This window comes from Desulfacinum hydrothermale DSM 13146, assembly GCF_900176285.1.
GTDB lineage: Bacteria > Desulfobacterota > Syntrophobacteria > Syntrophobacterales > DSM-9756 > Desulfacinum > Desulfacinum hydrothermale.
This window is the reverse complement of the sequence record NZ_FWXF01000008.1, coordinates 39579-64725: the sequence shown is the minus strand read 5'-3', so window position 1 is coordinate 64725 and position 25147 is coordinate 39579. Positions and strand designations below refer to the sequence as shown.

The window sequence follows — 25147 nt, the reverse complement described above, 5'->3', positions numbered from 1 at the left end:
GTGGAAAAGGGGCCGATGCCCATGAGCCCAGATTCCTGGACATTTCAACAGACGGCGGCTCGGGTCTTTTCCAGCAGCTGCACGTCGGTGAAGTGCTGGAGCTGGATGGCCTTGGACGGACATTCGGCGGCGCAGGCCCCACAGCCCTGGCACTTGGCCGGGTCGATGTAGGCCGCCCGGCGCACCCACTGGGCGACCGTTGCCACCACGGGCACCTCGTACGGGCAGGTGCGCACGCAGGTCAGGCACACGGCGCATCGGGCCGGATCCACCACAGCCACCCGGCCTCCCACCAGCAGTCGGTCCTTGCTCAGGATGGTGGCCGCCCGGGCGGCGGCTCCCTTGGCCTGGGTCACGGATTCTTCCAGGAACTTGGGGCTGTGCGCCAGGCCGCACAGATACAGGCCGGGGTTGGCGAAATCCAGGGGGCGGAGCTTCGCGTGGGCTTCCATGAAGAATCCGTCTGGGTCGGTGTTGAGCTTGAACAGCGCGGCCACTTCCTGGTTGTCCATGCGGGGCACAATGGCGGTGCTGAGCACCACCCAATCCGCTGCCAGCTCCAAGACCTCTCCCAGCCCTTGATCCAGGACCCGAACCCGCACGGCCTCCTCCGTGGGAACCACCTCCGGCTTGGCTTCCGGACTGTAGCGGCAGAACCGAACGCCGGCTTCCCTCGCCTTGCGGTAGAGCAACTCCCGTTTTCCAAAGGTGCGGATGTCCCGGTAAAGAATGGTGATCTGGGCTTCCGGATTGGCTTCCTTGAGCATCAAGGCATTGGAGACGGCCGCCGTGCAGCAGACCCGACTGCAATAAGGGCGTTCTTCATCCCGGGACCCCACGCACTGGATCATCACCACGTGCCGGACCTGGGCGGCCGCTGCGTCTTCGTCGGCGATCCTCTTGTGGAATTCACGTTGGGTGAGGATTCGGGGATCAGTGCCGTAGCCATAGTCCTTCGGCCGGTATTCTTCTCCGCCCGTGGCCACCACCAGGGCGCCGTATTCCAGCGTTTTCGCACCCTGGGGGGTGGACACCCGGCTGATGAAATGACCCGTATGCCCTTCGAAGGACAGCACCCGGCTTTCCAGCAGGACGTGGATGTTGGGGTGGTGTTCCACCTCGTTTACAAGCTGCCTTAGGGCGCCGGCCACATCCAGTCCCGTGGGGTGGCGGCGCATCCACTTGGCCGCCTCACCGCCCAAACGGTCTTCCTTTTCCACCAGATAGGTGAAAAAGCCTTGATCGGCAAGGTTTTTGGCCGCCGTCATGCCGGCCGCTCCGCCACCCAAAACCAGGGCGTGCTGAGTGACGGGAACGGGCAGTTCCTCCAGAGGTTCCAAAAAGAGCGATTTGGAAACGGCCATGCGCACCAAGTCCTTGGCTTTCTCCGTGGCCCTGGCGGGATCCGATCCGTGCACCCAGGAACACTGGTCGCGGATATTGGCCATCTCAAAGAGATACTTGTTGATCCCCGCCTCCTTCAGACAGTCCTGGAAGAGGGGCTCATGGGTGCGGGGCGAACACGAAGCCACCACCACCCGGTTCAGATTCTTTTGACGGATGATCTCCTTGATCTTTTGGGTGGAATCGGTGGAGCAGGTGAAGAGCAGATTTTCCGCATGGACCACATTGGGAAGGCCGCGGGCGTAGGCGGCCACCGCTTCCACGTCCACCACCCCGGCGATGTTGATGCCGCAGTGGCAGACGAAAACGCCGATGCGCGGGATGTCTCCCGGAAGGGATCGTTCTTCCACCTGAAGCGGGGGGGTGGTCCGGGTGTTTCTCGCCTCCAACAGAAGACTCTGGACCGAGGCCGCAGCGGCGCTGGCCTCGACCACCGTTTCCGGAATGTCTTTCGGCTCCCCGCTCACCCCGCAGGTGTAGATTCCCGGGCGGCTCACCACGGGATCCAGCGGATCGGTTTCCACGAATCCGAATCGATCGGTTTTCATCCCAAAGGCCTGGGCGGTTTCCATGGCGCTTTCCGGTACGCTCAAACCCACCGACAAAATCACCATGTCGAAGACCTCCGTGCGGAGGCGGCCATCCTCTTCCACGTAGGTCACTTCCAGATTGTTTCCTTCCGGGGTTTCGATGATGCGACTGATCTGGCAGCGAACGTAGCGCACGCCGTGGCGGGTTGCGGCCCGGTCCCAATAGCGTTCAAAGCCCTTCCCCATGGCCCGCAGATCGATGTAGAAGATGGTGGTTTCCACATCCGGTTCATGATCCATGGTGACGACGGCTTGCTTGGTGGCGTACATACAGCAGACACTGGAGCAGTAATCCTTTCCCACGGTCACGTCCCGGGACCCCACGCACTGGATCCAGGCCATTTTCTTGGGCACGGCCCCGTCGCTGGGGCGTCTCACATGGCCGTTGGTGGGGCCCGATGCCGCGAGGATCCTCTCGTACTCCAGAGCGGTTATCACGTTGGGATAGCGTCCATAGCCGTATTCCGGCTTCCGCCGCGGGTCGAAGGGGGCATACCCGCAGGCATACACCACTGCCCCCACCTCCAGGGTTTCCTCCACCGGTTCCATGGTGTGGTCCACCGCCTTGGCCAGGCAGACCTCCACGCACTGGTAGCATTCACTGCACACCCCGCAGTTGAGGCACCTTTCGGCTTCACGCCGGGCGGATTGCTCGTCAAATCCCAATTGCACCTCCTGGAAGGTGCGGGCCCGTTCGGCGGGATCCAGGCGGGGCATGGGCGTCCGTGGCACTCTGGGAACCCGAAGATCCGGCGCCGGGGCCGCCTGAACGTTGGGCCGGCGCCCGGCTTTCAGGTCCTGGCCGCGCAGGTAACGATCGATGGAAACAGCCACTTCCTTTCCCGCCGCAATGGCCTGGACCACCGTGGCGGGGCCCGTGGCCACGTCGCCTCCGGCAAAGACGTCCGGGATGTTCGTTGCATAGGTCAGCGGATCCACCATCAGCGTGCCCCAGCGGCTCACCCGAGGCCGACTGGAAGGGTCCATGGCCTCCAGATCATCCAGGTCGGTCATGAGCCCGATGGCTGCGATGACGCTGTCCACGTCCATGTGGTACTCCGATCCCTCCACGGGTATGGGGCGTCGCCTGCCGCTTTCATCAGGGGCTCCCAGCTCCATGCGGATGCACTGGAGCCCTGATACATGTCCGTCCTCGCTTCCCTCGATGGCGATGGGAGCGGCCAGGAAATGGATCTGCACCCCCTCTTCCAGCGCCTCTTCCACTTCTTCGGGATTGGCCGGCATCTCGTCACGGCTGCGCCGGTAGATGATGTGCACCTCATCGGCTCCCAGCCTGAGGCACGAACGGGCCACATCCATGGCGCAGTTACCGCCTCCGATGACCGCCACCCGCTTGCCGAGGGGCGGCTTTTCTCCGCTGTTGAGCTTCTTCAAGAAATCGGTTCCCGTGTAGACTTCGAGCAGATTTTCTCCGGGCACGTTGAGCCGGAGATCCCGCTGCGTGCCGATCGCCAGGAAAAGGGCCTGGTAGCCTTGCTTTCGAAGGTCCTCCAGTTGGAAGTCCCGACCCAGCCGCATGCTTGTTCGAATCTGCACCCCGCAGGCTCGGATGAAGTCGATTTCGGCCTTGAGCACCTGTCGGGGCAAGCGGTACTCGGGAATGCCGTAGCGCAGCCATCCGCCGGGTTCGGGCATGGCCTCAAAGACGGTGACTTCATGGCCTTTCAGCGCCAGGTAGTAGGCGGCGGTGAGACCCGCCGGGCCGGCGCCGATCACGGCCACCTTCTTGCCGGTGGGCTCCTTTCTTTCCGGCCGTTCCTCAATACCCTGGGCCGCTTCCCAGTCGCAGACAAAGCGCTTGAGAAAGTCGATGGCCACCGGCTCGTCCACCTGGCCCCGGCTGCAGGCGGTCTCGCAGGGGTGATGGCACACCCGACCGCAGACGGCGGGAAGGGGATTGTCTTTTCGGATGAGCTTCAAGGCTTCGCGGTATTTGCCTTGGGAGATCAGGGCCACGTAACCTTGGACGCTGATGCCTGCGGGGCAGGCGGCTTTGCACGGGGCCGTTCCTTTCTTGTCGATGGCGAAGCTGGATGGGATGGCCTGGGGAAAGTGGCGGTAGATGGCTTTGCGCTTGTTGAGTCCATGGTTGAAGTCCGCCGGGATCTCCACCGGGCAGACCCGCATGCACTCGCCGCAGGCGGTGCAGCGGTCTTCCAGCACGTAGCGGGGTTGCCGCTCAACGGTGACCCGGAAACGGCCTGGTTCACCTTCCAAGCCCAGCACGCGGGTGCGCGTCAGGATGTGGATGTTGGGATGGCTGGCCACTTCGATGAGCTTGGGAGAGATCATGCACGTGGAACAGTCGTTGGTGGGAAAGGTCTTGTCCAGTTTGGCCATGTTGCCGCCGATGCTGATGTCCCTCTCCACCAAGACCACTTGGTATCCGCTGTTGGCAAGATCCAGGCTCGCCTGCATGCCGGCGATGCCTCCGCTCACCACCATAACGGATCCGATGACTTTTCCACGTTCCGAATCGTGTGAACTCATGATGCCTCCGTTTTCCGTCTTCCACGGTGGTTGTGAAAGGTCTCCATTCCAGTCGGTTGGTCAGGTGAAAGTCGTCGTGCGTGATCCGAAACGAGTGTTGGGCCTCGGCCCTGTGGGGGCGGGATCCGGGTCTCCTCTGGGGGGCCACCCCCAGCCTCAGGCCTTCGCTGGGACCTTTTCTCCCGGCGGGCATCGTTCGTCACGGCTTTGATTCCTCGTTGTGGCGGGCCTTCGTGACGGCCGCCTACACGGCCAGGCCCAAGGCCTCCAGGAGCGGCATCGGGTCCACCAGGTGCCGGCGCGCCCAGCCGGCGGCACGGGGGTCTCCCAGGGCCAAAGCCATCAAATCGGTGAAGTAGAAGACGGGAAGGTGGAAAGCCTCTTTCCGTTCCCGCGCGACCCGTTCCTGGAACATGTCCAGATTGGCCTGACACATCTGGCAGGAGACCACGATGCAGTTGGCGCCCTGGGCCAGGGCCCGGGAAAAGAGCCTTCCGGTGAGGGTGGTTACCAAGTCCGGGCGGCCGACCGAGTGGCTGGCGCCGCAGCAGTCCGTTTTGAAGGGCCAGTCCAATACCTGGACGCCCAGAGCGGACAAGAGGTCGTCCATGTTGGTGGGGTTTTCCCAGGAGGGAGCGTTCGTCACCTTGGGAGGTCGATTCACCATGCAGCCGTAGTAGCAGACGGCTCGGAGTCCTTCCAAGGAACGCACCCGGTGGGTTTTCATCCATCGGATCCGTTTGGGCCGGGCGAGAAAATCGAGCAGGTCCACCACGTGCACGGAACCCTCATAGGAGAGCGAAAACCGGTGGGCTTGGGGTCCCAGGAGCGCCTTTTCCGCCGTTTTCAAGCGGTTGAAGCACAGGGCGCAAGGAACCACCAGCTCCGACAGGCCCTGCTTTTCGGCCAGGACCAGGTTGCGACCCGGGAGCTCCACGGCCAGCCGGCGGTTGAGGCTGTGGGCGGCCGTGGCCCCGCAGCAGTTCCAGTCGTCCAGTTCGCGAAGTTCCACGTGGAGCATTTCACACACGCCCTGGATAGAGGCGGCGTAATCGCGTGCCGTTCCTTCCAGGGAACAGCCGGGGTAGTAGCCAACAGTCTCCATGGTGTCTCCTTGTGCTCCCTATCTCAAGCGCCGAATCCCACATGGCCGCCGCCAAGGGGGAAAGGCCCGGGGGTCAGTTGGGCGCCTCTGGATTCTCGGAAGCGGACTGGTTCGATGGAGATGGGGCCTCCGAGGGTTGGGAGACGGGCTGCGGTTTGCCGGCGTTTTGGAAAATCCGCCGGATCTCTTCACGGGCCCGAACCCCTTGGGGCTTTAGGGGCAGGCGGCCCCTTCGGAGAAGCGCCCAACCCATACGGACGTCGCTCCACAGGGTTCCATCGGCCAGACGGTCCTTCCAGGCTCCGCTTGTGAGCATGTAGCGTTGGAGCAGTCCCGCTTCGAACACCCGGCCCCGGCGGGCCACATCGTCCAGGAAGGCCTGATGGAAGGCGCGCACCGTCCTGCACTCGGGGGGCACGATCCCGCGGGCGTGTGCTTCCTCCTTGAGATGATCCATGAGGCCCGCGATGTCGATGTCATTGGGACAGCGCGTCGTGCACGTTTCGCACGAAGAACAGACCCAGATGGTGCGGCTTGCAAGGACTCGCTCTTCCAAGCCCAAAATGAGAAACCGCACGATCTGGTCCGGAGTATAATCCATGGCAAAGGTCAGGGGGCAGCCGCTGGTGCACTTTCGACACTGGTAACAGACGGTAGGTTGGATCCCGCTCTTTTCGAAAACCTCTTGAGCCATGTCATAATTCACGCCAAGGCGAGCCTCGTTCAAACCGTCCTCCATAGGGTACCTCCCTTCAAACAAAAAAATCGAGAGCGGGCCGTGGCCCTGCTCCCGACAAACCCCATTTGTATCCGGTATTGCCTCCATGATCACGGCCGCAGGAACTCCTCCACCAGACGATCCCAGCTAAGGTGAGGCACATTGCCATAGATATCCTCGATCATCTCACCACCGGTGGCCGCCAGGGGCAGATCCGTGTCCGGGGCAACGAGCGATTCCAGCCGATGGGTTTCCGCGAGGAGCCAGTTTTGCGCCGCGTCGCCGGAATAGAGCTCTTGGAGGTCGCGCTTGAGATGCGTCGGTTGAATGACCAGCAGCCAGCCGTTTCCGTAAGGATCCCGCTTGGCCCGATCGGGCGCCTCCATGGCCTCGTGGTTTCGGGCCACCACCACCCCGTCCATGGGGGAAACCAAAAGAGCGATCTTGTCTTCCCGACGCAAGCTCCAGGCCGGTCGATTCTGCTCCACATGGGCCCCCAGGCGGGGAAGACGAACCTGGTTGAAGTATCCTAGCAGGCGCATGGCGAAATCATCAACACCTAATCGCACCAACCCACCGTGCTCCAACCGGGCCCATGTGTGGCGCCGGTGATAATAGGTCTGGTCCGCCAGATAAAAACCGGCCACATTCCGAACTGCCGGCCTTCCGATCTCGCCTGTAAGCACTCGGTCTTCCTGCATCTGATCGAACTCGCAGGTGGCACAGTCGTAGGCGTTGCCGCAAAACCGGAAAGGCACACTCGTGGAGAGCATGTGACGGCATTCCTTTTGGCCATAGAGCTTGGCCAAGTAGGGCTTTCGCCAGCTTTCCAGCCGACCGTCCCCCGCTTCCAGGCGTCTGCTCATGGCCTTGTCGAACGCGCAGGTCAGACAATCGTAGGCATTGTCGCAGAGCTTGAAATTGATGACCCCCGCCTTCATCCACACACAGGGATGTTCCTCTTCCAGGCCGAAGACCTGGATCCTTTGCCTCTTTCTGGCGACTTTTTCCTTCATGGCCTCACCCTCCCCGCGTTTAGGATTTTCTGCATCGCTGAGTGTGAGCAATTTCCATTCCAGGCAGCCGAAAGAAAATACGCGCAGAGGTCCTCGTATGGGTGTGCGGTCCCCTCGCTGCCATGACAAGGCGCCATGCTCCGGGCCATGGCGTTCTGGGAGCCCATGGGGGCGGGGTGCATCCCGCCGACCCCAAAAAACGACAAGCCATTGGAAATAAAGGTCGTTTCTGTCTCGAGGCTGTCAAAAAAGAGGGTAAAAGGTCCCAAGAAGCGTGTTTTCCACCAACCGTTCGGGGCCCCACAGGCCTTGCGCACCGATCTTGCTTTTTTTTTCCTCGCCGTGGGAAAAAGGACGCGGCAAGGGAAAAAAGGCTTGGTTTCCCGGGCCGTCGGTTGTCTAATTCTTGGCCAGGTGCCGTGCGCCTTTCCCTCCCCGAGCTGGGCGGACGGGGCGGGGGAGCACTTGATGAAAATTACGACAGCCTGTTTATTTTTTCGGCATGGCGGTCGGCTCTGGAAAGGGGGACATCCATGGAAGAGGCTTCCCAAAGGCCCATGAAGATCGCGGTCATCGGCGGTGGGAAGCGGTGCCGGGCGTTTTTGGAGATGATGGATGCCCGCCGCTTTCCCCGCCTGAAGGCCCAGATCGTGGCCGTGGCCGATCCGGACGATTCGGCGGAGGGCGTTCGCCTGGCCCGGGCCATGGGGATTGAGACCACGGCGGACTACCGGGACTTTTACAAGATTCCGGACTTGGACCTGGTCATCGAGTTCACCGGCAATGAAGAGCTCCTGGAGGACTTTCTACGGCATTCGCCCGCCAAGGTCCGGGTGCTGGAGGCGGCCATTTCCCGCCTTTTCGGGGACCTCATCCGGTTCCAGGAAGAATACCTTTTCCGGGAACGCCAGCTGGAGCTCATTGAAGGCATTGCGGACAGTATCTTTTCCAGCATCCGGGACCGAGTGCTCATCATGCGCCCCGATCGAAAGATTCTGGACGCCAACGACGCCTTCCTGGAATGGGTGGGCATGGACAAAGACGACGTCATCGGCGCCTTTTGTCACCAGATCACCCACAGAAGCCTCACCCCTTGTGCGGAAAACGGACTGCACTGCCCGCTGGATGAATGTCTGCAGAGCGGGGGAACCGGCCATGCGATCCACGAACACTACGGCCACGGCAACGCCGTGCGCTATTGCGAGATCACCACGGTGCCGCTCAAGAACCGCAAAGGCTCTGTGGAACTGGTCCTGGAGGTTCTGCGGGACATCACCGACGAATTGGAGCAGAAGCTGGAACAAAAGACCCGGGCCCTCAAACGGGACCTGGCCCGGCTTATCCACGAAGACAAGATGATCGCTTTGGGCAAGTTGGTGGCCAGCGCCGTGCACGAAATCAACAACCCACTTTCCGGGATCCACGCCCTGGCCCGGCTCATGAGCCGGCAGTTGGAACAGGGGCTGAGTCCAGAAGACCTGGAGCAATTCAAGTATTACCTGAATCTCATCGATACGGAATCGGCCCGGTGCAGCGCCATCGTGGGGAATCTCCTCTCCTTTTCCCGCCAACAGAAGCTGGAAAAACGGCTCTTTCAGCTCAATGAGGTGGTGCATCGCGTGGTGTTGCTCAGCCAGCACAAGATGGAACTGCAACACATCGAGCTGGTGCTCGATCTTCAAGAAGACCTGCCCGAAATGGAAGGCGATCCCGGCCAGATTCAGCAGTGCGTGATCAACCTGCTTTTCAATGCCATGGAAGCCATGCCCGAGGGGGGGCGCCTGAGCGTTCGGACCATCCACGACCGGGATCGTGGCGAAGTGCGGCTGGAAGTGGCCGACACGGGCGTCGGGATTCCCCAGGAGAAGATGTCCCAGATCTTTGAGCCCTTTTACAGCACCAAGAGCCAGGACAAGGGGGTGGGACTGGGGCTTTCCGTGGTCTACGGCATTGTGAAAGAACATCGCGGCACCATCTATGTGAAGAGCCGAGTGGGCGAGGGGGCCTGCTTCATGGTCCGTTTCCCGTGCCAAAAGGATACTGGGAGGGAATAGGGAAGATCATGACGGGACGTTTCAAGATCTTGGTCGTCGATGATGAACTGATTGTTCGAGAATCCCTGGTGGGCTGGCTCAAAAAGGGCGGCTACCGCGTGGAGGCGGCTTCCCGGGGACAAGAAGGCCTGGAGCGCCTGGAACGGGAGGACTTTGATCTCATCTTCCTGGACATCAAGATGCCCGATGTGAGCGGTATGGAGGTGCTCAAGCAGGTCAAGGAGCGCTACCCGTCCACCATGGTGGTGATGATCACGGCCTACGGATCCGTGGAAACGGCGGTGGAAGCCATGAAATTGGGCGCCAACGACTATCTCATGAAGCCCTTTGAGCCGGAACAGCTCACCCTGCTGGTGGAAAAGCTCCAGCAACACAAGCGACTCATCGACGAAAACATCCTTCTCAGGGAACAGATCGCCACAGCCGTTGCCGAACGCTACCAGGACATCGTGGGCGTTTCGGAGCCCATGCAGGCCCTTTTCCAGCTCATCGAGGAAGTGGCCGCCGTGGATTCGCCCGTCCTCATCCGCGGCGAAACGGGCACGGGCAAGGAGCTGGTGGCCAAGGCCATCCACGCCCGCAGTCCCAGGCGTTTCGGCCCCTTCGTGCCCATCAACTGCGGGGCCTTTACGGAAGGCCTGCTGGAAAGCGAGCTTTTCGGCCACGAGGTGGGATCTTTCACGGGGGCCGCCAAGGCCAAGAAGGGCCGCCTGGAGATCGCCCATGGAGGGACCCTGTTTCTCGATGAGATCGGGGAGATCCCCATGAAGATGCAGGTGGATCTTCTGCGGGTTCTGGAAGAGCGGCGTATCCACCGGGTGGGCGGGACCCGGGAGATACCGGTGGATTTTCGGCTTATCTCCGCCACGCACCGCAACCTGACTCACGAGATAGAGCGGGGCCATTTCCGACAGGATTTCTATTTTCGGCTGAACGTGATCGAGATCCAGGTGCCCCCGCTGCGGGAACGTCGGGAAGACATTCCGGTTTTGGCCGAGCACTTTCTGGCCAAGTTCCGCCGGGAGACCAACAAGCCGGTGGAGGGCTTTGACCCGGAGGCTCTGGATCGGCTGTGTGCCTACGATTGGCCGGGCAACGTGAGGGAGCTGGAGAACGCGGTGGAGCGTGCCGTGGTGCTCGCCAAGGCACGCAGGCTCCAGCGGGACGACTTCGGCTTTCTCTTTCGGGGGGGCGCCCCCGGCGAACCCCATTCTCTTAAGGAGATGGAGCGGCTTCACATCCAGCGGGTTCTTTCCCTGTGCGGAGGCAACATCAGCCGGGCCGCCAGGCTCCTGGAGATCAATCGGACCACGCTGCACAACAAGATCAAAAAGTACGGTTTGCGGGTGAACGGGTGACGGACGGAACCCATGCACACAGGAGATCTCCCGGGGCCCGGGGTGCGGTCGGGGTGGTTCCTTTGGGGAACGTGGGAGGGGTGGCGCTGCGCATCGTGGCGGCCAACGTGCAAGCGGTGTCCGGACTGGCCACGGATGTCCTGGAGCCGCGCCCGCTGCCCCCATCCGCCTATCTGGGCGACCGGCGCCAATACGACGCTTCCAGGATCATCGCTCACATGGCCGGCTGGAGCGAACTGAACAGCCATGCGCGGATCATCGGGCTGGTCTCCGTGGATCTTTGTGTACCGATCCTTCAATTCGTCTTTGGGGAAGCTCAGATGGGCGGGCGCCTGGCCCTGGTGTCGGGGGCGCGGCTCAGGACAAACCCGGACGGCAGCGAAGTGCCCTTGGATCGCTATTACGAGCGCCTGGTGAAGGTGGCTTTGCATGAGCTGGGCCATACCTTGGAGATCTACCATTGCGATACGCCCGGGTGCCTCATGTGTTTCAGCCCCTCTGTCAGCCACCTGGATCGCTCGGACATCCGTTTGTGTTCCCGGTGTCTCTTTCTGTTCAATCGGGCGGTTCATGCCTTGGCTCACCCTAAGGAAAAGCCCCTATGAACATGAAATGAGACTCGTGAGAGCCCCGGGAGCGGACGGTTCTTTCAGGGGGCCACCGCGGATCACCTGGCCTGGCAAGAGACGGACAGCACATGGGGCTCTCAGCTTGACAAAGGAATACCCATCCGATATATGCTGAGTGCGTGAAAATTGTCCCATTTCGCCACCTTCTCATGTGCAGCCGTCCTCCACCCGGCGCCTTCGGGCCCAGAGGGCGATGGCGGCCAAGGACGTGATGGGGCGGGCATGGACGGACCGTTATCTGAACCCCCACCAGAAGAAGCAGGATGATGGATAACTTCGAGCCTCGCATTGTGGCTTTCTGTTGTATGTATTGAGCCTACACGGCGGCGGACCTGGCAGGTTCGATGCGATTGGATTATCCGCCCAATGTGCGCATAGTCAACGTGCCGTGTACCGGCCGGGTGGACATGCTGCATCTGCTCAAGGCCATTGAGGACGGCGCCGATGGAGTTTACGTGGCCGGATGCCACGAAGGCGAATGCCATTTTCAAAACGGCAATCTGAAGGCCAAGCGACGAGTGGCGGCCGTCAAGAAGATCTTGGAAGAGGTGGGCTTGGAGCCGGAGCGGGTGGAGATGTTCCATGTATCGGCTTCCGATGGTCCCGGTTTTGCCGCCGCCGCCCGGCAGATGACCGAAAGGATCCGGGGTCTCGGCCCGTCACCAGTGGGGCCGATGCCGGACTGTGATTTTGGGGGCAGCGATTCCGAACAAGTAGCCCTGGGCGTTTGAGGTGATGCGTCCTTTTTTCATCCGTTCATCGCCCACGGGGCGCGGAGACGGCGAAACCCAGGTAAGTATGGTGGTGCGGCTCCCTTCGGGCGCACTAGAGAGGATGTGACCGGTCATTTGGTAAGGCATGCTGGGAGGTATGCCGGGGGAGGAAAGGACCCATGGTTGTTGCAGAACGCAAACCCATCGAAGAGATCCTTGCGATGGTCGCCGACTTTAAGAAGGTCCTTCTGGTCGGTTGCAAGGGTTGCGTGACGGTCTGCTGTGCCGGAGGAACCAAGGAGGTGGGCATCTTGGCCTCCGCCCTTCGGATCGCCAGAAAGAAGGCAGGGAACCCCCTGGAGGTGGTGGAACACACCTTGGAACGCCAATGCGATCCGGAGTATGTGGATCAATTGGGCCCCATGCTCCAGGAAAACGGCTTTGATGCGGTTCTTTCCATGGCTTGCAGCGTGGGACCGCAGTTCATCGCCAAGAAGTATCCCATTCAGGTCTTCCCCATGCTCAACACCACCTTCATCGGCGGCGCCCTGGAACATGGTGTGTGGGCGGAGTTCTGCCAGTCCTGCGGCAATTGCATCATCCACAACTTCGGCGGCCTGTGTCCCATCGCCCGGTGTTCCAAGAGCCTGATGAATGGTCCGTGCGGCGGCTCGGCCAACAAACAGTGCGAAGTGAGCCCGGAGATCGATTGCATTTGGCATTTGATCTACGACCGCATGGTGGAGCTGGGCCAGGTGGAAAAGCTCCGTAACGTCTTTCCCATCAAGGATTGGTCGACGAGCCGGGATGGTGGTCCACGCAAGATCGTGAGGGAGGATTTGAAGCTATGAAAGCCGGAAGCAATCTGGAAAAGGTCTTGACCAGCGGGCATTTTGCGGTCACTGGCGAGCTGGGTCCTCCCCGGGGTGCGAGTGTGGAGGCCGTGGAGAAGAAGGCCAGCTACCTGAAGGGCGTGGTGGACTCCATCAATGTGACCGACAACCAGACCTCTGTGGTGCGCATGTCCAGTGTGGCCGTGTGCAAGCTGTTGGTGGACATGGGGCTGGAGCCCAATTTGCAAATGGTCTGCCGGGACCGCAACCGCATCGCCATGCAGAGCGATCTGCTGGGTGCGTACGCCCTGGGAATCCGCAATGTTCTGTGTCTGTCGGGCGATCACAACAAGTTTGGCGATCATCCCCAGTCCAAGAACGTCTTCGATGTGGACTCGGTCCAGCTCATTTCCATCGTGAAAATGCTTCGCGATGAGGGCAAGATGCTGAGCGGCCAGGAATGCGAAGGGGTGGCCAAGTTTTTTATCGGCGCCGCGGCCAATCCCTTCGGCGATCCCTTCGAGTTCCGCGTCACGCGCCTTGCCAAAAAGATCGATGCCGGCGTGGACTTCGTCCAGACCCAGTGCATCTACAACATGGATAAATGGCGTAAATACATGCACATGGCGCACGAAGAGGGTCTGACGGAAAAGTGCTACATCATGGCCGGTATCACACCTCTCAAGTCCGTGGGCATGGCCCGCTACATGGCCAAGTTCGTGCCCGGCTTGGATGTGCCCGACTACTACATCGAGCGTCTGAAAGGCGTGGAAAAGAAGAAACAAGCGGCGGAAGGCATCAAGATTGCCGTGGAACAGATCCAGGAAATGCGGGAGATGCCCGGCGTGGCCGGCATCCACCTCATGGCCATCGAATGGGAACACAAGGTGCCTGAGATCCTGGAGGCGGCGGGCCTCTTGCCGCGGCCCAAAGTGGATTGATCTCCAAGCGGCTTCATCCAAAATTAAGGCCACCAAAAAAGGCGGGAGCACCCCGCCTTTTTTGGTGGCGCCGGCCCACCGGGACATGGCTGCACCAGCGGGTGGGTCCAATCGGTTGGAGGCGGTGCGCCGGTCTCCGCCCTCGCCCCCGTCCGGGATTTCTTGAAAAGAGAAAGAGTTGTGGGAGCTTGGTTCCAGAGGCCTGCGGTTGACACTCCCCAAGGGCCTGAATAGGATGATGCGGCTTGAAGATCTCAAAGACAGACCGATCAAGGAGGACACGAGTGGGCCTGACAATCGCACTGGGTGGCAAAGGCGGAACGGGCAAGACGACCCTGGCGGGGCTGGTGATCCGCTATCTCATCGAAAGTGGGCGAAAGCCCGTCCTGGCCGTGGATGCGGATTCCAATTCCAACCTCAACGAGGTGTTGGGGGTCCCTGTGGAAGAGACGCTTTCCGATGCCCGGGAAATGATGAAAAAGGATGTTCCCGTGGGCATGACCAAGGACATCTTCATGGAGATGAAGATGGAGCAGTCCCTTGTGGAGGGGGATGGCTTCGACCTGATCGCCATGGGCCGTCCGGAGGGTCCGGGCTGTTACTGCGCGGCCAACAATCTGCTGAGCAGCCTGCTGGACCGATTGATGAAAAATTACGACTACCTGGTCATCGACAACGAAGCAGGGATGGAGCACTTCAGCCGGTTGACTCAAAAGGACGTGGATTTGTTGCTGCTGGTTTCCGATCCCAGCCGCCGGGGGCTCATGGCGGCCTGTCGTATCGCACAGTTGGTGGACTCCCTGCCCATGCGGGTGGGCCACCGCATCCTGGTGGTCAATCAGGTTCAGGAACCGCCGCAAGGCTGGCCTCAAGACGTGAGAGATCTCTTCGGTGACGGCATCTACGTTCTTCCGGCCGATCCCATGCTGGCCCAGTTCGATATGGAGGGAAAGCCCACCAGCCAACTGCCGGCCGATGCAGCGGTGGTTCGGGAAGCCTACGCCATCTTCGACAAGGTGCTGCCTCAGGCCGAAGCGGCGGCTTGAGGCGCCTGAGCGGAAGACAATGGGGTGACGCCGGCCCGGGCGCCGGATCCATGAACCGGGCCGCGGTTTTGCCCCGGGTGCGAAAGGGGGCTGTCATGACGGTCATCAAGAGGGCCTTAGTGAGTGTGACGGACAAGTCGGGGGTTGTGGAGTTCGCCCAGGGCCTGGCCCGCCATGGGGTGAAGATCCTGTCCACGGGGGGAACGGCGAAGATGCTGCGCCAAGGCGGCCTGCAGGTTGAGGATGTGAGCGACTTCACGGGGTTTCCGGAAATTCTCGACGGCCGCGTCAAGACGTTGCATCCCAAGATCCATGGGGGGATCCTGGCAAGACGCGATCTGGAAGAACACCGGCGCACCATGGCCGAGCAGGGCATCGAGCCCATCGACATGGTGGTGGTGAACCTCTACGCCTTCGAGCAGACGGTGGCCAAGCCCGGGTGCACATTGGAAGAGGCCATCGAAAACATCGACATCGGAGGGCCCACCTTGATACGGGCCGCGGCCAAGAACAACGCCCACGTGGCGGTGGTCACCGACCCGGCGGATTATGAAGGCGTTCTGGAGGAGATGGAGCGCAGCGGCGGTTCCCTGTCCAAGGAGACGCGCCTTCGGCTGGCCGCCAAGGCCTTTTGCCTGACCCATGGCTATGACGGGGCCATCTGCAGCTATTTGAAACGGGTCTGTGAAGGGAGCTGAAATGCGCCGCCGCTTCCGGTGGAGGGTGTGCGGGCTGGACGCCAAGAGCGGGGCAAGATCCCCGCTTTTCCATTCCGCCTGAAGGGGCGATGGGGACGGCGGCATCGCACGATCACAGCGTTAAACGGACAATGGAAGGGAGAGCATGAAGGTTCTTGTGGTCGGCAGCGGCGGGCGGGACCATGCCATCGCATGGAAATTCACCCAAAGCGATCGGGTTCGCAAGGTGTATGTGGCTCACGGAAACGCGGGGATCTCTCAGACGGCGGAATGCGTGGACGCCCGGACTCCGGAACAGATGGCGGCCTTTGCGGAAAAGGAAGGGATCGACCTGACCTTCGTGGGACCGGAAAGCCCCCTCTCGGCGGGCATTGTGGATCTGTTTGAAAGTCGGGGACTGTCCATCGTCGGGCCCAATCAAAGGGCCAGTCGGCTGGAATCGAGTAAGTGCGACACCAAGGTCATGCTGCGGGAACTGGGGATTCCGATTCCGGAATTCCAGGTCTTTTCGGATCCCCACAAGGCTCGCGACTACGTGCGCTCCGTGGGATATCCGGTGGTGGTCAAGGCCGATGGGCTCGCCGCCGGAAAGGGCTCCCTGGTCTGCGATGATGTGGCCGATGCCGAAGAGGCCATCCACCAGATCATGGAAAAGAGGATCTTCGGCGAAGCGGGCGCCCGGGTGGACATCGAAAAGCGCCTGTACGGACGAGAACTGTCCTTTTTCTGCTTTTCGGACGGCTACACCCTCGTGCCCATGGTGGCGGCCCAGGACTACAAGCGCGCCCGTGACAACGACGAGGGAAAGAACACCGGCGGCATGGGCTCCTATTCCCCCCATCCGTGGTTGGACGACGCCCTGGTCAAGACCATCATGGAGCGGGTGGCCGAGCCGCTCATTCAGGGCCTTCGGGAAACGTACCACATCCTGTATCGTGGGATCCTCTACCTGGGGCTCATGTTGGTGGAGGAAGCGGACGGCATCATGCCGTACGTGTTGGAAATCAATATCCGCTTGGGGGACCCGGAAGCGCAGGTCATCCTACCCCGGCTGCAAACGGACCTGGTGGAGGTGTCGGAGGCCATTCTGACGGGAAGGCTCAAGGAAATGGAACTCCAGTGGGATCCGCGCTACCGGTTGTGCCTGATCGCCGTAAGCGGCCGAACCAAGGGGAAGAAAGGCTGGTACAAGGGATATCCCGAACGCTACAAGATCGGAGTGCCCATCCGAGGGCTGGATGCGGTGGACCCGAGCTGTCTGGTCTTCCATTCCGGGACCGGCTGGGGGCAGGACGGGGAGCTCGTGACCACGGGAGGCCGCGTCCTTTGCATCGTCAGCACGGGCGAAAGCCTGAGTGAAGCCCGTGAGATCGCCTACCGGGAGATGGCCAAGGTTTCCTTCCAGGGGATGTATTATCGAAGTGACATCGGCAAAGAGTAGATCCGTCGGGGGAGAGGATGCAGGTGCACGAAAACAAGGCACTGGTGGGCATTCTGATGGGAAGCGATTCGGATCTGCCGGTGATGGAGGCCGCCGCCGAAGTGCTTCGCCAATTTGGGGTGCCCTTTGAGATGGCGATCTTGTCCGCCCATCGCACTCCGGAGCAGGCGGCCCGGTACGCGGCCAATGCGGCTGAGCGCGGCCTCAAGGTGCTCATCGCAGGTGCCGGGTGGGCCGCCCACCTGGCCGGAGTCCTGGCGTCCAAGACCGCGCTTCCGGTCATCGGGGTTCCCATCGATTCTTCACCGCTCCATGGTATGGACGCCCTTTTGGCCACCGTTCAGATGCCGCCGGGCATCCCGGTGGCCACCATGGCCGTGGGCAAGGGGGGGGCCCGCAATGCGGCGCTTTTCGCCGTGCAGATCCTGGCCACGGCCGACCCCGTCCTGGCCCATCGCCTCCAAGAGCACAAAGCGGACATGGCCCAGGGGGTGCTCCAACGAAACGAAAAGATCGACCCCGCCGTGCGCGTCCGGTTCCAAGAGCTTGATTGAAAACGCCCAGGTTGCAGCCTTCTTGTGCGAGCGGAAGGTTGGGACTACCAGCCGGGCCGTGGTGCCGGCCTGGCGTTTCAGCCGTAGGGGCGGCTTCGGAACCCGCCCCTACAAGGCTCAAAAAGAGCCACAGGACCGGTGGAATTTCAGTCAGCTAGAAATCCACCAAAAGGCTCAAAGGCCATTGCCAGACAGGCTCATAAGAAGATACTGGCGAACTCCGATAAACGCCCCCCCTGCCCTTCTTCTTTCGCTCACAGGAAAGATCGTGTTATTGAAAAAGAGCAGGTTGCTCATTGGAAGGAGGGTCCCTTAAGGTGTGGGCTCCGGGGACATGGGCTGCGTAAAGAACTTGCGCCGGTGGCGAATCGATCAGGGGCGGGTGCCGGAAGAGGCCTTGAGGCTCGTGGGCCGAGGGGGGGTGCTGGTCTTTCCCACCGAAACGGTCTACGGGCTGGGGGGCTGTCCCATGGATGAGAAGGTGATTGGGAGAATCTTTTCCATAAAGGATCGCCCCGTGGGAAAGCCCCTGCCGCTGGTGGCTGCCCATCTGGAAGCAGTACGAAGGGCGGTTGCCTGGTGGCCGTCGTGGGCCCAGGCCCTGGCCGATGCCTTCTGGCCGGGCCCTCTAACACTGGTCTTGCCGGCGGCTCCCGGGTTTCCCCGCGATCTGGTTTCCCAGCAGGGGACGATTGCCTTGCGCATCAGTTCCCATCCGGTTCCCAAGCGACTGGCGGATGCCTGTGGAGGCTGGATTGTGGCCACCAGCGCCAATCTGTCGGGAGAGCCCCCGGTGCGCGATCCGAACAAGCTTTCCAAAACCCTGCTCCAACGCGTGGACGGTTTGCTGGACGGAGGCCTGCTGGAAAAAGAGGTGCCGTCCACGGTGGTGGAGCTCTTTCCGGGCGAAATGCCGAGATGGCGGTGCGTGCGCCGGGGGGCGGTGGACCCAACGGGCGTGGCGCGGATACTCGGTGTGGAACCCGCGGGGTCCGCTGATTAGGGCGTGGATATCCTTTTGACTTTTCTTGCCATCACTTCGATCTTTTTCCTGGCGGCCGGTCTGCTGGCCTCGTGGGCCTGGCGGCGGAGCCTGGAGGGGCCCAAGCGAGTGGTGCTGACGGGCGGCGGCACCGGCGGCCACGTGAACCCGGCTTTGGCCGTGGCCGAGGCCATCAAGGCCCGGGAGCCCGACACGCGCTTCTTGTACGTGGGAGTCCGGGGTAAGGCCGAGGCCGTGATTGTCAAGCGGGCGGGCTACCCCTTGGCGTTCGTCTCTTCCCGGGGGTTTCCCGGGTTGCGCCCATCCATGGCCTTGATTCGGTTTGTCTTCGCCGTGGGATGGGGGATGCTTCGGGCGACGGGACTTCTCCTGCGGTTCCGACCGCATTGGATCCTGGCCACAGGCGGCTATGTGAGCGTTCCCATTGTGGCGTCGGCCATCCTGCTGCGACTGGTTCGCGTAGCCCCGGTGCGCATCTATCTGCACGAACAAAACAGTGTGCCGGGACAGATGAACGGGCTCCTGGGTCGTTGGGCGGACCGGGTGCTTCTCACCTTTCCCCAGACCCTGTCCTACTTTCCCAAAAACGGTGTGGTGGTGGGCTACCCGGTGCGCCACGCCATCGGGTCCGTGTCCCGCCAAGAGGCCCTTCAAAGGCTCGGATTCCGTCTGCCGCCCCACCGGCGGGTTGTCTTCGTGTTCGGAGGTTCCCAGGGGGCGCGAACCATCAATCGAGCCCTGGTGGAAGCCCTGGCGTACCTGGCCCCCCATCGGCATCGAATCTTCATCATCCATGGAACGGGACTTTCCCAGTCCGCCGACTACCATGCCGCGCAAGACACGGAGCAACTCCTTAGAGAACTCTATCCGGCCGAAACGCTGGACACCTTTTCCGACTTCTATTATCGCCAGGACTACTTTCACAACATTGCCGATGTGTACGCGGTGAGTGATCTGGTGGTGTGCCGAAGCGGCGCGGGCAGTCTCAACGAACTGGCTCGGCTGGGCAAGCCCGCCTTGCTGATTCCCAAAGCCAATCTTCCAGGGGATCATCAGGTCATGAACGCCCGGGCCATGAAACAGGCCGGAGCGGCGGAGGTGCTCTACGAGGATGTCTTGCTTGCGGACGGAAAGGTGGAAATCCGGGTGGACAGCCAGGAACTGGCAACCAGGATCCTGTCGCTTCTCGACGACGAGGAACGGCTCCAGCGGATGGCCACCAAAAGCCGCGGCTTTTTCCGCCGAAAGGCCACGGCCCGGATTTTGAGCGAACTTTACCGGGACAAGCTCTACGACAACGGTTATCCGTTGCAGGCCGTGGAGACCGGCCCCGCCTTCTTTTCCAATGCCCAGCTGCTGCGCCGTCTCCAGGCGGCCTACGCGTCCGATCGCCGCGGCTACGATCCCGCCGCGGTGGTGGGCGATTGGGATGACCTCACCTACTACAGGCATCGAGCGGCGGCCTTGCTCGCCGCCTCTTCGTGGCAGGCCCGCAACGTGGGCGTCAAGCTCATCGGGCTGACCCGCTACCGGGAGAAAATACCCGCCCTGCTTCATCTGCTGTGCGACCGCACGCCCGCCGGCCGCGTCCAGCGCCTCCTGGGAGGCGATTTTGAGCAGGTGGGCTTCATTCGAAGAAATATCGTCACGGCCCTTTCCGTCATCGGCCATTTGGATTCCCAGGTGGAACAGGCCCTGCTGCAGGCCCTAAAGGATCCCTACTATGAGGTGCGAGCTGAAACGTGCCGGGCCGTGGTGGCCTTCGGGGAGCAGTTGGCGGGCAAGGACGCATGGGTGGACGCCCTGCTTGAGCGCCTCGGGGATTCCTCCTTCGAGGTGGCGATGGAGGCGGCAAAGGCTTTGGGCGAAGTGGGGGTGGACGGACGGGTCTTGGAGGCTTTGGTTGGATTGAATCAAGCGTTTCACTGGCAGGTGCGCAACGCCGCCCTCATGGGCATCAAACGATTGCTGGAGCGACGGGTCTTCAGTCCCAGTGAGGAGGTGCTTCGGGCCGTGAATCGGTTTCTGCTCACGGCGCCTGATTTTCGCCCCACCTTCACCATCCGGGAAAACTACAATGCCATTGTGGCCTTGTGTCGTCAGGCAGGGGCGTCCCGGGAAGAAGTGCTTCCGGATCGATCCAATCGGGTGGGGGCAAGGAAAGACGCATGATTTTTGAGCTCGGCAGAATACTTCAGGACCATTCGGACTACTTCTCCTTTCTGCGGCTGGTCAACTATATCACTTTCCGGGCCATCATGGCGGCCTTGAGCGCCGCGGTCTTCATGTTTGTCTTCAGTCGCCCCTTCATCTTTGAAATGCACCGGCTGGGTTTTCAGGATCAGGACAGGGACACGGGCCTGGCCGTCCACGACAAGAGCGGCACTCCCACCATGGGGGGGCTGCTGATCATCGGGGCCATCGTCTTCTCTCTCGGCCTGTGGGGAAACTGGACCAGCCCCTTTTTGCTCTACCCGCTCATTGCCATGCTGTGGCACGGGGCCATGGGTGTTTGGGACGACTATGCCAAGATCCGCCGAGGCAGCGGCAACCGGGGTATGTCGGAGCGCATGAAGTTGCTGCTGCAAAGCCTTTTCAGTGCGGGGTTCGCCTGGGCCATGGTGGGCCCTTTGTCGCCCATGGGTCCGGAAATGGCCACCCGCATTTACGTGCCCTTCATCAAGTACCCCCTTTTCAACCTGCACCCGGTGCTCTACGGGTTTTTCATCTTCCTTTTTGTCATCTTCGTCTCCAATGCCGTTAATCTGACCGACGGCCTGGACGGCTTGGCCATCACGCCGTCCCTTTTTGTCATCGGGGTCTTGGGGGTGTTCGCCTATGTGGAGGGCAATACGATCTATTCGTCCTATCTTTTTTATCCCTACCTGAGGGGGGCGGGGGAATTGACCGTTTTCGCTGCGGCGTGTGCCGGAGCCGGTCTCGGCTTTCTTTGGTACAACGCCTATCCGGCTCAGATCTTCATGGGGGATACGGGCTCCTTGGCCATCGGCGGGACCATGGCGGTCATCTCGGTTCTTTTGAAACAGGAGTTCCTCTTCCCCATTCTTGGCGGGCTTTTTGTGGCCGAGGCCCTGACCAGCCAGATCCAGGACAAGATCGGCGTTCGGTGGCTGGGGAGAAGAATCTTCTATCGAGCCCCGCTTCATCATGATCTCCAACACAAGGGCATTGCCGAAACCAAGGTGGTCATTCGCCTGTGGATCATTTCGGGGCTGCTGGCCCTTTTGGCCTTGGCCACCTTGAAGATCCGATAAGGCACCATGATGTAGGAGGGAAAGAGGTGGTGAGGAGACAGGGAGCCTTCTGGATCCTTGGAATCGCCTGGTGGGCCGGTGCCGTGCTGGTGGCTTCCAGAGCGTGGGCCAACGCTCCGCTTCACATCGATCTCTACGGCAATCTGTCGAAAGGATGCCGAACGGAACCCCTGCCTGTCTCCTTGGAGTCTCTCCGACACCGGTGGACCACTTTGGAAACAGAAGATCCCAACTTTCCCACGCAGGGACCGGATACCTACCGCGGGGTGTATCTGGACGGGTTGCTCGAAGAATTCGGTGTCGCTCCGGATGCGCAAATCACCCTTTTGGCAGAAGATCAATACCTGGTGGCCATGCCCCGGAGCCGGTTCGCCGAGATGAAAGCCTTTCTCGCCTTTGAGCGCGGCGGAAAACCCATTCCGCCCATGACGGGGGGCCCGATCAAAATCGTCTTTCCCAGAGACAGCCGGGCGGATTTTTCCGCCTACCTCTGGTATGTGAAGGCCATTTGGGTGGGAGATGCCTGTGGGGGGTCCCTGGAAGTGAGGGATGCGGCCGGGCGCGCTCATCCATACACCTTCCCCACCTCCAAGAAAAAGCTTATTTTTAAGCGCATCCCCACGGCCGTGCCCAAAGGCTACCGGGAGGGTTGGGCTTCCCCCCCGACCTTCAGCCAGGTGAGCGGCCTGTGGCTGCGGGATGTGCTGGGCGGACATCCCTCTGGGGCGTACGCTGTGGAGTTCATCCCGTATGTGGGAAAGTCGCTCCATCTTCCCTGGAAGCTGGCGGAACGTCTGCCGATCCTGATCGTCAATGGATGCAACGGGCAGCCGGTGCCGGTGGCCTTCGGGGGGCCGCTCTGGGTCTTGCTCCCCACGGCCGAATATGGGGAACTGGCCCAGTGGGTGGGGGAAACGTCCGCCCTTTTCTTTCTCAAGGCGGTGCGGCTGCATCCCTGAGCGGCCGGTGGGAGTCGTGGGTGGAGCGGGAGGTCTTTCCACCGAAACCATTTTTCGCTGCATGCCTTCGCTACGGAGGGAATCCATGAAGAGGTGGAAACTCCAAAATAAACTGGCGGTCTCCGTGGCGCTTATCATCGTCTGCGTGAGTCTCGCCTGCACCTTCTTGATTTCTTGGTGGCACAACAGGCTCCTCAGCGCTTCCGCGCTCCAGGGCATGGCGGCCACGGCGCAAAATACGGTCCGGCGCATCTCGCCCTTTGTCTACAGCCAGAGCTGGGCCAACGTCCTCATTACCCTGTCCAATGATTTTGCCAATCGGGAGGACCTTCTCTATTGCCGCGTGACGGACCCGCTGGGACGGGTGCTCCTTTCTGTGCCTCGCCAGGAGATGGAAAGCCGAGAGCCTTTCTATATGGATACTTCGGTCGATCCCCACAGGGTGCGGCTCGACCGGACTTTCCAGATCCTGGCCTCCAAGTTTCCCCAGAGACTCATTGTCCAGGAAGCCCGGCTGGACCGATCCGTTGTCCACCAGCAACACCTGCGCGGGCGTGCAGGCGAAAAAATCTTGGATGTTCGCGCCGACGTGATCCACGGGGATACCGTGTTGGGGCATTTGCGCATGGGCTTTTCCCGGCGTCTCGTGCTGGAAGCGACCCGGCAAAGCCGCCGCGCTCTCTTGATCCTGGCCGGCTGCCTCTTGTTCACGGTGCTGGCGGGGATCTTCTTCGTGGTGCACCGTGAAGTGCGTCCACTCCAACGGATGACCCAAAAGCTCAAAGACGTCCTCCCAGGGGGCCCCGAGACCATGGAGGACGGCGTGCGATCTTTGGACCTGTCGTCCGTACGTGCCACGACCCGGGAGGTGGACGATCTCAAAGAAGCTTTTGTGTACATGCAAAAGAGCCTGGTGGAAAGTTACCGACGCCTGGAGGCTCAACAAGAAAAGCTCCAGGAGGAGGTCAAGGAGCGGACGGCGGAGTTGGTGCGCATCAACCAGGCGCTCCAGGAGGAGGTGAAGGAGAGGACAAGGAGCCAGCAGGCCCTCAAGGAAAGTGAAGAACGGTTCCGCTATCTTCTGACGACCATCCCCATGGTGGCGGTCCGGGGCTATGGACCGGAGGGGACGATCCATTACTGGAACAAATCTTGTCAAGAGATCTATGGGTATACGGCGGAGGAGGTCATCGGAAGCAACGTCTGGCAGGTTCTGAACCCGGCGGAGGACACACCCCCCGAGAGGTCACACCCCGTTCCGGCCTCGATGCATTCCCTTCGGCCTGAGGAGCCCCGGGAAAAGACGTTTGTGCGCAAAGATGGCACGCCGGTGGACGTCTTTTCCAGCACGATTGTTCGCCAAACCCCCGATGGGCCGCCGGAGATCTTTTCCTTCGACATCGACTTGACCCCCATCCGACGGATGGAAGACGAGCTGGAGAAGGCCAAGAAATTGGAAGCCATCGGTCATCTGGCGGCCGGGCTTGCCCATGATTTCAACAACCTGCTCACGGTGATCCTCGGCAATATCAATATGGCGCGCCTCTGGTTGCCGCCTACAAGCCCCGAATCGGAACGACTCATGGCGGCGGAGAAGGCATCTGTGCAGGCGAAGGAGCTGACGCAAAAGCTCATCACCTTTTCCGAAGGGGGCGTGCCCCGAAAAGTGGAAACGTCCATCCAGAATCTGATCGAGGACGCCGCCTCTCTGGCCCTGGCCGGTTCCAACGTGCGTTGTGAGTCCCGGGCCGAGGACGGCTTGAATTCGGTGAGGGTGGATCCGGACCAGCTGCGCCACGCCCTCTACCACGTCTTGAAAAACGGCCGGGAAGCCATGCCTCAGGGCGGCACGGTTCAAGTGGAAGCGCGTGTGCTTGCGGTAGGAGACGATGAGTGGGCCCCCTTGGAAAAGGCGGGCCTTACCGCCGAAAAGGTGGTGCGCATCCAGGTTCGGGACAGCGGCCAAGGGGTACCGCCCGCGGTGGTGGACAAGATCTTCGATCCCTACTTTTCCACCAAGCCTCGGGGGGCGGACAAGGGACAGGGTTTGGGCCTGACCATCGTTCACTCCATCATTCGGCGACACGGAGGGGTGGTGCTCGTGGAATCCACTCAGGGTCTGGGGACCACGGTGTCTTTGTACCTGCCCTTGTCCGATCCTGGAATGTAAGGAGCTGTCCGCAAACGTCCCGGCTCTTCCCTTCCTGTGGAAACGGAAGGCTTGGCACAGCCTGGCGGGCGTGTTCCGGCGGTCTGAGAGTGAAGAGGCTTTGCGCTCGGGGGGCGACACCCCGGGGGA

General features: G+C 61.3%; 18 protein-coding genes and 1 pseudogene. 15 read left to right on the top strand and 4 right to left on the bottom strand.

Annotated elements, in window-relative coordinates; translation table 11 throughout:
- Positions 1-44 precede the first annotated feature (44 nt).
- From B9A12_RS17800 to B9A12_RS08655, 4 genes are all read right to left on the bottom strand, one after another.
- Entirely contained in the window at positions 45-4505 is a 4461-nt protein-coding gene (locus tag B9A12_RS17800; RefSeq protein ID WP_084057491.1) for an NAD(P)-binding protein, read from the bottom strand.
- Between the two features lie 244 nt (positions 4506-4749).
- Positions 4750-5610 (bottom strand): CoB--CoM heterodisulfide reductase iron-sulfur subunit B family protein, encoded by an 861-nt coding sequence (locus B9A12_RS08665; protein ID WP_084057490.1) that lies wholly within the window; start codon positions 5608-5610, stop codon positions 4750-4752.
- A gap of 73 nt (positions 5611-5683) precedes the next feature.
- Positions 5684-6349 carry a 4Fe-4S dicluster domain-containing protein gene (locus B9A12_RS08660; RefSeq protein ID WP_245802395.1) on the bottom strand — a complete coding sequence of 222 codons (666 nt, stop codon included), beginning with the start codon at positions 6347-6349 and terminating at the stop codon, positions 5684-5686.
- 89 nt (positions 6350-6438) lie between these two features.
- Entirely contained in the window at positions 6439-7344 is a 906-nt protein-coding gene (locus tag B9A12_RS08655; protein WP_084057489.1) for a glycine cleavage system protein H, read from the bottom strand.
- Between the two features lie 533 nt (positions 7345-7877).
- Between B9A12_RS08655 and B9A12_RS08650 the strand changes: the two genes are divergently transcribed.
- The 15 genes and pseudogenes from B9A12_RS08650 (at position 7878) to B9A12_RS08580 (ending at position 25018) form a co-directional block, all read left to right on the top strand.
- Complete coding sequence (locus B9A12_RS08650) at positions 7878-9398, top strand: ATP-binding protein (RefSeq protein ID WP_170920472.1); 1521 nt, start codon at positions 7878-7880, stop codon at positions 9396-9398.
- An 8-nt stretch (positions 9399-9406) separates the two neighbouring features.
- Positions 9407-10756 carry a sigma-54-dependent transcriptional regulator gene (locus B9A12_RS08645; RefSeq protein WP_084057487.1) on the top strand — a complete coding sequence of 450 codons (1350 nt, stop codon included), beginning with the start codon at positions 9407-9409 and terminating at the stop codon, positions 10754-10756.
- A gap of 71 nt (positions 10757-10827) precedes the next feature.
- Positions 10828-11361, top strand: coding sequence for a hypothetical protein (locus B9A12_RS08640; RefSeq protein WP_245802396.1), 534 nt, complete (start codon positions 10828-10830; stop codon positions 11359-11361).
- A gap of 290 nt (positions 11362-11651) precedes the next feature.
- On the top strand, positions 11652-12116 hold the full coding sequence (locus B9A12_RS08635) for a hydrogenase iron-sulfur subunit (RefSeq protein ID WP_084057485.1): 465 nt from the start codon (positions 11652-11654) through the stop codon (positions 12114-12116).
- 161 nt (positions 12117-12277) lie between these two features.
- Positions 12278-12949, top strand: coding sequence for a methylenetetrahydrofolate reductase C-terminal domain-containing protein (locus tag B9A12_RS08630; RefSeq protein ID WP_084057484.1), 672 nt, complete (start codon positions 12278-12280; stop codon positions 12947-12949).
- Entirely contained in the window at positions 12946-13872 is a 927-nt protein-coding gene (locus B9A12_RS08625; RefSeq protein WP_084057483.1) for a methylenetetrahydrofolate reductase, read from the top strand. Before B9A12_RS08630 ends, B9A12_RS08625 begins: the two co-directional genes overlap by 4 nt.
- Positions 13873-14156: 284 nt before the next feature.
- The gene (locus B9A12_RS08620; protein WP_084057482.1) at positions 14157-14918 is read left to right on the top strand and encodes an ATP-binding protein; all 762 of its coding nucleotides are present in this window, start codon (positions 14157-14159) and stop codon (positions 14916-14918) included.
- A 95-nt stretch (positions 14919-15013) separates the two neighbouring features.
- Positions 15014-15592, top strand: a pseudogene (locus B9A12_RS08615) (IMP cyclohydrolase); the annotation flags it as partial.
- Between the two features lie 169 nt (positions 15593-15761).
- Positions 15762-17057 carry a phosphoribosylamine--glycine ligase gene (purD, locus tag B9A12_RS08610; protein WP_084057481.1) on the top strand — a complete coding sequence of 432 codons (1296 nt, stop codon included), beginning with the start codon at positions 15762-15764 and terminating at the stop codon, positions 17055-17057.
- A gap of 17 nt (positions 17058-17074) precedes the next feature.
- Positions 17075-17611 carry a 5-(carboxyamino)imidazole ribonucleotide mutase gene (gene purE / locus B9A12_RS08605; RefSeq protein WP_084057480.1) on the top strand — a complete coding sequence of 179 codons (537 nt, stop codon included), beginning with the start codon at positions 17075-17077 and terminating at the stop codon, positions 17609-17611.
- A gap of 319 nt (positions 17612-17930) precedes the next feature.
- Positions 17931-18614 (top strand): L-threonylcarbamoyladenylate synthase, encoded by a 684-nt coding sequence (locus tag B9A12_RS08600; RefSeq protein WP_170920468.1) that lies wholly within the window; start codon positions 17931-17933, stop codon positions 18612-18614.
- A gap of 15 nt (positions 18615-18629) precedes the next feature.
- Entirely contained in the window at positions 18630-20786 is a 2157-nt protein-coding gene (locus B9A12_RS08595; RefSeq protein WP_170920467.1) for a glycosyltransferase, read from the top strand.
- Complete coding sequence (mraY, locus tag B9A12_RS08590; RefSeq protein WP_084057477.1) at positions 20783-21889, top strand: phospho-N-acetylmuramoyl-pentapeptide-transferase; 1107 nt, start codon at positions 20783-20785, stop codon at positions 21887-21889. Before B9A12_RS08595 ends, mraY begins: the two co-directional genes overlap by 4 nt.
- 26 nt (positions 21890-21915) lie before the next feature.
- Positions 21916-22848, top strand: coding sequence for a molybdopterin-dependent oxidoreductase (locus B9A12_RS08585; protein ID WP_170920466.1), 933 nt, complete (start codon positions 21916-21918; stop codon positions 22846-22848).
- A gap of 85 nt (positions 22849-22933) precedes the next feature.
- Entirely contained in the window at positions 22934-25018 is a 2085-nt protein-coding gene (locus B9A12_RS08580; RefSeq protein WP_170920465.1) for a two-component system sensor histidine kinase NtrB, read from the top strand.
- Positions 25019-25147 lie beyond the last annotated feature (129 nt).

Bases quoted from the DNA above. Each gene is read 5' to 3' on its own strand.
- mraY (WP_084057477.1), top strand. From the start codon at position 20,783: ATGATTTTTGAGCTCGGCAGAATACTTCAGGACCATTCGGACTACTTC.
- B9A12_RS17800 (WP_084057491.1), bottom strand. From the start codon at position 4,505: ATGAGTTCACACGATTCGGAACGTGGAAAAGTCATCGGATCCGTTATG.
- B9A12_RS08645 (WP_084057487.1), top strand. From the start codon at position 9,407: ATGACGGGACGTTTCAAGATCTTGGTCGTCGATGATGAACTGATTGTT.
- B9A12_RS08650 (WP_170920472.1), top strand. From the start codon at position 7,878: ATGGAAGAGGCTTCCCAAAGGCCCATGAAGATCGCGGTCATCGGCGGT.
- B9A12_RS08630 (WP_084057484.1), top strand. From the start codon at position 12,278: ATGGTTGTTGCAGAACGCAAACCCATCGAAGAGATCCTTGCGATGGTC.
- B9A12_RS08660 (WP_245802395.1), bottom strand. From the start codon at position 6,349: ATGGAGGACGGTTTGAACGAGGCTCGCCTTGGCGTGAATTATGACATG.
- B9A12_RS08625 (WP_084057483.1), top strand. From the start codon at position 12,946: ATGAAAGCCGGAAGCAATCTGGAAAAGGTCTTGACCAGCGGGCATTTT.
- B9A12_RS08665 (WP_084057490.1), bottom strand. From the start codon at position 5,610: ATGGAGACTGTTGGCTACTACCCCGGCTGTTCCCTGGAAGGAACGGCA.
- B9A12_RS08655 (WP_084057489.1), bottom strand. From the start codon at position 7,344: ATGAAGGAAAAAGTCGCCAGAAAGAGGCAAAGGATCCAGGTCTTCGGC.
- B9A12_RS08580 (WP_170920465.1), top strand. From the start codon at position 22,934: ATGAAGAGGTGGAAACTCCAAAATAAACTGGCGGTCTCCGTGGCGCTT.
- purD (WP_084057481.1), top strand. From the start codon at position 15,762: ATGAAGGTTCTTGTGGTCGGCAGCGGCGGGCGGGACCATGCCATCGCA.
- purE (WP_084057480.1), top strand. From the start codon at position 17,075: ATGCAGGTGCACGAAAACAAGGCACTGGTGGGCATTCTGATGGGAAGC.